Here is a 6,161-nt window from a genome sequence, read left to right as displayed (position 1 = left end):
ACTTTTTACTTGACAGTCTCCTTCATTTGCTTAAAGCAGCGCATAATGTAGACTCTCTTCAGGCAAAAAGAAGCGTCCAACAGAAGCCGATGCCCGATGCTCCTAAATTGAACGCTTTGATTCGAATTAGTCTACTCTATAAATGAGCCACTTCTCGTCTTTTTTAAATAACACCAAGGATGCGGTCCCTCCCAAAGAACCGTCGGCAGCTTCCAAATGAGCAACTACTGCGGTCGCCATCCCTTCACCCCGCTCTTCCTCTAATAGAGCTGATCGGTGATGATCTATGGTCAATTCTTTGACCGCTTGAATAATTTTATTTTGAAGACCTGAAGTGATGAATTCTGGATTATCCGATTCAGGATGAATCAGTTTTTCAATACTGTCTATATCCTCATCCCTTGTAGCAGTAAGGTACTTCATGATAGTTTCTTTTTGTCCTGGTTGGATCTCCTCGACCATAACAATTGAATCTATCTCTAGCTTTCCCACTCTTTCCTTTGGGTCAACCCTGATAGTATCCTCATAGACAGCAGGATCATCAGGATAAAGCACCCTCACCTCTCCAGACTCAGTGCCATTTTCCTCAATACCGTTAATATCTCCGACGACAGTATCCTTTTCTTCATCAGACGGATTTGGATTCGGCGTCTGTTCTTCTTGATGAATGGATGGCGATTCAAGAGGTGGCGAAGTATTCTCAGCTTCTTCATTCCCTGCACAGGCCGTCAACAAAAGGACTAAAAGACTGAAGCTAATCCATCTAACCATCACTTGTTCATCTCCTTCCACAGCGTTTATCTTACTTGTAATTATTTATTTCAAATGGAGCATGTAACTGTGCAGGTTTTTCCTTAAATGCTTCTGTCTTAAGGGTCCTCTCTGTGTCAATCAACCAATGTTGCACGCCGTTGACATCTTGCTGTTTTAAGGTGTAAATTATCGTGTATTTGGTGTATCGGGATTCTGTCGTTGATAATAGCCAATAACTTGCAGCAATTTCTGCTGTGTCTCCTTGAGCAGATTTAAGTAAGCGTCCATCCAGGATTTCATAATTCGCAATATAATTTAAGCTTGATCCACCATAGCTGGGCATAAATATTTCATTTTCGCCCGTCGTAAATTTGATATACTCATCCGGGTTATTTAAGGAAGGGTCATATCTCGATTGTAGTAAGACTAGGTATGAACTTACTGTATTTGAAGCTGCTCTTAAAGTTCCCTTGTCCTCTTCTGGAATCGTTTCTTTCCAAATCTCATGATCAATTGTTACCTGTTGTTTGGACTCATCCCACTGAATGTTATATCCTAACGCTTCAGAAACAAAACGAATGGGGACCATTACGCGTTCTTTAGTCATGAATGGCGACACATCTGTCTTAACAGCTTGCCCGTTCACGATCAATTTGATTGCACCTGCTGCGTAGATACTTCCCACTATAGCCGACCCTGCAATCATGATACCTAATGCGATAGCAGCAATTTTTTTCTTCATTACAAACCCTCCAACTTATATTTGGATCTTATTATATAAATTCAGGAAAAAAGAAGCGTCTAAAGAGAGCCTTTGCTCCAATTGAACGCTTCGCGTCTAGTTGCTGAAATTGCTGAAGGAGAGTCGCGAGGAACAGGAGTGTATTTTGTTTCACTGGACTCAGGCCGAGGTTAGTCTTCCCCGAATCCCTGTTTTACGTTACTATAGTGGCAGCCGCCTGCACCCGTGCAGCGGTAACGATAGTGAAGGATAGAAGGAGTATTGCCTGACATGAGGCCAAAATCTATTTTAGAACCGTCGCAGCCCGGCAGCAGCCAGAGCTCAGACTCCACCGCTGTGCCGGATAGCAATGATACCTTCCTGCAGGGGGTCAAGGATTGCCTGCCTACCTTGCTAGGATATTTGAGTATCGGCTTCGCCGCAGGGGTGGTCGGGAAGACCGCCGGACTTACCCTTGCCGAGATTGCCATGCTCTCCATCATTCTCTATGCAGGCTCCGCCCAGTTCATCGCTGCTGGCATGATTGCTGCTGGAAGCAGTTCCTCCGCCATTGTCATCACCATTTTTCTGGTCAACCTGCGGCATCTGCTGCTCAGCGCAGCCTTATCGCCTTATTTCCGTCACCTGACGCCGCTGCGCAATCTGTTGATCGGTTCGTTGCTCACTGACGAGACCTTCGGCGTAGCGATCCAGAAGAGCGCCTCCCGGAAGAGAATCAGCGAGCGCTGGATGCACGGGCTTAATATTACCGCATATCTGAACTGGTTCCTGGCCAACCTCGCAGGCGCCTTCTTCGGCCAGTGGATTGCAAGTCCCGAGCAATGGGGGCTGGACTTCGCCCTGCCGGCCATGTTCATCGGGCTGCTTGTCCTGACGATGATGGGACGGCGCAAATACCTGCTTGACATCACTGTCGGATTGATTGCCATGGCGGTAGCTGTTCTGGTCTCTATTCTATGGTCGCCCAGCATGGGCGTTATTGCCGCTGCCATTATAGCTTCAACGATTGGACTGGTGATAGAACGATGGAAGTAAGACCTGATATCTTCCTGATTATCTTCGGAGCTGCGCTCGTGACCTTCCTCCCCCGGGTACTGCCGCTGATGCTGTTAAGCCGCATCGCGATCCCGGAATGGGGGATGCGCTGGTTGAGTTATGTGCCGATAGCGGTCATGGCGGCCCTGGTGGCCCAGGAGCTGTTCATCGAAGGCGGCAAATTCGCCGCATTGTCTACCAATGTCGAGCTTATTGCGGCTTTGCCCACCTTCTGGGTAGCCGTCAAAACTCGAAGCCTCCTTGGCACGGTAGTGACCGGCGTCGTGTCGCTGATGCTGCTTCGGCTGCTATTCTGAACCTGCACTCGCCTCTCCGCTGGCTGCGGAGAGGCGGGTAGCCAGATCCCGATATAGGAAATGTCTTTCACCTTTGCCTCACTTGCGTGGCTGTGTTACTCTTTCACCGGAGCTAAAGTTAATCCAGGAAAAACAGTATGGCTATCCAGTGCTTTCGGCTTACCTGTAGGCCTCTTAGTCAACATCGTAAATTTTCCATCCATCATCGGTTTGTGTCAGTGCGAAGGATAGCATCTCATCGTTCGTAAAGGTAACCGTTACTACTTCATTTTTCTCATCGCCAGAGCCGTAGGCGAGCTTCTTTAACGCGAGGTTTTTGGGATCATTCCAAAGAGAAAATGCTCGCTCTTCAAAACCAATTTCATCTAACACGGTGGATCGAATCAGGCCCTCATCTTTTGTATGTGTAGCTTGCATATAATTTTGAATAACCTTTACCACGTCAGCGTTGATTTTGTCATCGATTTCTACTTCACCATTATCGGGAGTGGATTCCGGTTTTGATATTGTTCCTCCATCAGATGGAGGCGGGGCATTATCCCCTCCATTTTGACAAGCGGTTAATAAAAGCGCTGACATTGCGATAATAAGAATAAATTTTGTTTTCATTTCAGCATATCTCCCAACAGGCAGTATTGGAGTAGCACTTGTTCAAACGCCCCTGCATCCTCACCTCTTTCAAAAATTTACATTCATCGTATAAGACGTATAACGACTGGTAATGGTTGCTGTATCCAGCATATCTGCAAGCGTACCTCCCACACTTGTTTTTTTCCTGATTATAGCAACCTTTTGTTAATCAAAGCGTCTATTGCATAGTAGATAGTTTTACGATTCTGGGAGGTTCCGTATGCTAAAAAAAGTCGCACTGTCCTTTCTAGCCTCGGCCATGTTGTTTATTCCTTCGTTCTCTGGCAACAGTTTTGCCAATCCTCTACATGAGGGCAAGTTGGAAAACGGACGTGTGCTTATCCCTTTGCGTCTTGTATCTGAGCAATTGGGCGCTAACGTCGATTGGAATCAGCAAGATAAAGTCGTAACCATCACGAAAGAAAATACGACGGTTCAATTAACCCTTAACTCTCCGAACATGACGGTTAATCAAACGCAAGTCACTCTGGATGTACCGGCTAAGTTGTACAACGGATCTCGCACATATGTCCCTTTACGTTTTGTTGGCCAGGCGCTTGGAGCTGAAATCAGCTGGGACTCACAAGCGAAACAAGCGATCGTGACATCCGGCGCCCAGCAGGTCATCATCGGCATGGAGCAAGGCGTTGTGCAAGTGCCTTCCGCACAACGTGTCACTGACCAACGAGCGAAGGTACTCGTAGACAAGGTTAATGAGGCTACCGACCTTTCGTCTATTAAACAAATTCGAACGCATTTTAGCCCTTACTTCACCGACAGTATGATTAATTCCGTTATTCAGGGTAAAGGACTCAAGTATAATTATAAAATCACAACGATTTACCAATCTGCGATCACCTATACAAGCCAAACAAAAGCCAACTTGCGACAATCGTATGCACTGCAAAATAATCAGACGTTGTATCGTGATCTTTCTCTCGTTTCCAGTTCAGGAGTTTGGAAGGTAGATGCCATATCCTTTACGGTTGTTGATGAAATACCGAGGCCTTAAAGAAAAGCCCACAAACGGGCCTTTTCTTTTATTACGGTTATTGCAAGATTGCGACATCGTTCCATTGGATTCAAACGAGTTTTTTTTCGTTTTGCCTGATCTCCGCCTTTTTATTAATCGCAGCGCAACTCCCGCCTCTTTTTTGGTAGATGTTTGTTGGAGGTGCCGTATTCTCTTGGTCAAGTGTCCTCGGCTTTTGTCTCCATCTCACCTTGTTGGTCCTTGCGTTGTGGGGAGCTGAAGGCAAATGATTCGAAGGCTTGTTTACTTTAGGAACGTTCTTTTTCAATTTCATCAATAATAATTAAGTGTTTTTTAACTAAAGATGCTCTTTGATGAGCAAATCCAAAGTGCATAATAGCACAAATTGTTGCAACACCAACGACAGTAAGGATATTACCTGATTGAGATATCATGATCTTGTATGTAGAAATAATCATATTTACATCTTCAATCCAATTCAGAACATTGGGGTAACTACATTTATTGATCTTACACCAACTTTCACGAGCCTGAAATCGGGTGTGCTAGTCTGTATTCTGTTGTATAAATCGAACTTTTAGTGGAAGGGATAGTTAACGGTCTGTTGAGTAATCTTTGGTCCTTATATGTCCAGTGTATTTCAAAGACAAGAAATAAAAAAATGACAATTAACCCAACAACCAAAATATTCGAACTTATATTCATTTTGCCCCACCTTTCCTCTGATAATTTGTATCGGAGATTGCTTCCGAAACTTTATATTTAAAACAAAGGGCGCCCCGCGCATGTCGACGTGAGGAAGTGGGTGTGCTGCCGGAAGGCGGTTTTAAAAACATCGCCTCTGTTCATAGTACGTATACATGACCCAGAGTCACTCAACCATGCGTGGCTCTTTTTGTTTCCAAAAAGATGAAAGGAGCGATTTAGATATGAAGTCGCCCAACGGATGGCCATAGACGAAAAGAGCCCAGCTTTCGCCGGGCGATGTAAGTCATGTTCAGTTTGTTCTGTGCGGAAACCCGAGCTTCTCTTTTAAAGCATATTGAAGTGTCTGCGAGAAGTTGAGGCCGGCAGCTTCAGCTTCATCGTTGAGCCATTGAGGGATCGTCAGTGTCTTCTTCACGGCCCGATTTTGCAGCTCATCACGGATCGGAGCAGTTTTAGCCGCGACCATGTTCACGAACGCGCCCTTCTCGGCGTCGTCTGGAATCAGGTTCGTGTATGGGCTTGATGGACTTGGAATGACATCGCCGTCTCGCTCCATTCCGTACAGGTGAAGCGCCATGGCTTCCTGGGCCATGCTGAGTGCCTCCTCCAGGTTGTCGCCTTCAGTGAGGCAGCCTGGCAAGTCAGGGAAGCTGACTGTAAAGCCGCCTTTCTCGTTTGGATCAAACACCGCAGGATAGAGATACAGAATGGACATTTATATTAGCCTCCTTGGGGGTAGGGCTCTTAGAGGAGCCCCGCCTGTTTAAGTATGGACTTGATTAGCTTTTGGGAAAATTCTCTTCTAGGATGTGGGATGGTGACTTTGCCGGGAATGGTCGGATGTTTGAACTGATGATGACTTCCTCTTACTTCGACCAACTTCCAGCCATGAGCTTCGACCAGTTTGATTAACTCACGGGAAGTGATGTTTCTCATGTCCAGCTCCTTTCTGATTTCATTATAACACGTATAATAAGTACGT

Annotated in this window: 9 protein-coding genes; 3 read left to right on the top strand and 6 right to left on the bottom strand. The window is 45.8% G+C overall.

The annotated features are described in order from the left end of the window. Nucleotides 1–126 precede the first annotated feature (126 nt). Together PA598K_RS25625 and PA598K_RS25620 are read right to left on the bottom strand one after the other, a co-directional pair. Complete coding sequence (locus tag PA598K_RS25625; RefSeq protein ID WP_128659689.1) at nucleotides 127–771, bottom strand: hypothetical protein; 645 nt, start codon at nucleotides 769–771, stop codon at nucleotides 127–129. Between the two features lie 31 nt (nucleotides 772–802). After that, nucleotides 803–1,495 (bottom strand): copper amine oxidase N-terminal domain-containing protein, encoded by a 693-nt coding sequence (locus tag PA598K_RS25620; protein WP_128659688.1) that lies wholly within the window; start codon nucleotides 1,493–1,495, stop codon nucleotides 803–805. A gap of 270 nt (nucleotides 1,496–1,765) precedes the next feature. Here PA598K_RS25620 and PA598K_RS25615 point away from each other — a divergent pair, with 270 nt between their 5' ends. Further along, nucleotides 1,766–2,530, top strand: coding sequence for an AzlC family ABC transporter permease (locus tag PA598K_RS25615; protein WP_128659687.1), 765 nt, complete (start codon nucleotides 1,766–1,768; stop codon nucleotides 2,528–2,530). Beyond that, nucleotides 2,521–2,847: an AzlD domain-containing protein gene (locus PA598K_RS25610; protein WP_128659686.1), complete on the top strand. Its 327-nt coding sequence runs from the start codon at nucleotides 2,521–2,523 to the stop codon at nucleotides 2,845–2,847. The genes PA598K_RS25615 and PA598K_RS25610 overlap by 10 nt, the downstream gene beginning before the upstream one ends. A 174-nt stretch (nucleotides 2,848–3,021) precedes the next feature. Here PA598K_RS25610 and PA598K_RS25605 read toward each other — a convergent pair whose 3' ends face one another. Continuing rightward, nucleotides 3,022–3,456 (bottom strand): hypothetical protein, encoded by a 435-nt coding sequence (locus PA598K_RS25605; protein WP_128659685.1) that lies wholly within the window; start codon nucleotides 3,454–3,456, stop codon nucleotides 3,022–3,024. A 241-nt stretch (nucleotides 3,457–3,697) separates the two neighbouring features. On the opposite strand from PA598K_RS25605, the gene PA598K_RS25600 reads away from it, so the two are divergent. Next, nucleotides 3,698–4,489, top strand: a complete 792-nt coding sequence (locus tag PA598K_RS25600) for a stalk domain-containing protein (protein WP_128659684.1) — start codon at nucleotides 3,698–3,700, stop codon at nucleotides 4,487–4,489. A gap of 269 nt (nucleotides 4,490–4,758) precedes the next feature. Here PA598K_RS25600 and PA598K_RS36515 read toward each other — a convergent pair whose 3' ends face one another. The 3 genes from PA598K_RS36515 to PA598K_RS25590 form a co-directional block, all read right to left on the bottom strand. Further along, nucleotides 4,759–4,929, bottom strand: coding sequence for a hypothetical protein (locus PA598K_RS36515; RefSeq protein ID WP_185602227.1), 171 nt, complete (start codon nucleotides 4,927–4,929; stop codon nucleotides 4,759–4,761). A gap of 539 nt (nucleotides 4,930–5,468) precedes the next feature. After that, complete coding sequence (locus PA598K_RS25595) at nucleotides 5,469–5,894, bottom strand: type II toxin-antitoxin system HicB family antitoxin (RefSeq protein ID WP_128659683.1); 426 nt, start codon at nucleotides 5,892–5,894, stop codon at nucleotides 5,469–5,471. Between the two features lie 29 nt (nucleotides 5,895–5,923). Next, the gene (locus PA598K_RS25590; protein WP_128659682.1) at nucleotides 5,924–6,115 is read right to left on the bottom strand and encodes a type II toxin-antitoxin system HicA family toxin; all 192 of its coding nucleotides are present in this window, start codon (nucleotides 6,113–6,115) and stop codon (nucleotides 5,924–5,926) included. Nucleotides 6,116–6,161 lie beyond the last annotated feature (46 nt).

The sequence above is a fragment of the Paenibacillus sp. 598K genome, from assembly GCF_003851045.1.
GTDB lineage: Bacteria > Bacillota > Bacilli > Paenibacillales > Paenibacillaceae > Paenibacillus_D.
Note: the sequence above shows the minus strand (reverse complement) of the source record. Positions and strands in the feature narration are given on the sequence as shown.

What these genes read in the sequence shown, in the direction of transcription:
- PA598K_RS25615 (WP_128659687.1), top strand. Translation starts at nt 1,766, where the DNA reads ATGAGGCCAAAATCTATTTTAGAACCGTCGCAGCCCGGCAGCAGCCAG.
- PA598K_RS25625 (WP_128659689.1), bottom strand. Translation starts at nt 771, where the DNA reads ATGGTTAGATGGATTAGCTTCAGTCTTTTAGTCCTTTTGTTGACGGCC.
- PA598K_RS25610 (WP_128659686.1), top strand. Translation starts at nt 2,521, where the DNA reads ATGGAAGTAAGACCTGATATCTTCCTGATTATCTTCGGAGCTGCGCTC.
- PA598K_RS25590 (WP_128659682.1), bottom strand. Translation starts at nt 6,115, where the DNA reads ATGAGAAACATCACTTCCCGTGAGTTAATCAAACTGGTCGAAGCTCAT.
- PA598K_RS25605 (WP_128659685.1), bottom strand. Translation starts at nt 3,456, where the DNA reads ATGAAAACAAAATTTATTCTTATTATCGCAATGTCAGCGCTTTTATTA.
- PA598K_RS25595 (WP_128659683.1), bottom strand. Translation starts at nt 5,894, where the DNA reads ATGTCCATTCTGTATCTCTATCCTGCGGTGTTTGATCCAAACGAGAAA.
- PA598K_RS25620 (WP_128659688.1), bottom strand. Translation starts at nt 1,495, where the DNA reads ATGAAGAAAAAAATTGCTGCTATCGCATTAGGTATCATGATTGCAGGG.
- PA598K_RS25600 (WP_128659684.1), top strand. Translation starts at nt 3,698, where the DNA reads ATGCTAAAAAAAGTCGCACTGTCCTTTCTAGCCTCGGCCATGTTGTTT.
- PA598K_RS36515 (WP_185602227.1), bottom strand. Translation starts at nt 4,929, where the DNA reads ATGATTATTTCTACATACAAGATCATGATATCTCAATCAGGTAATATC.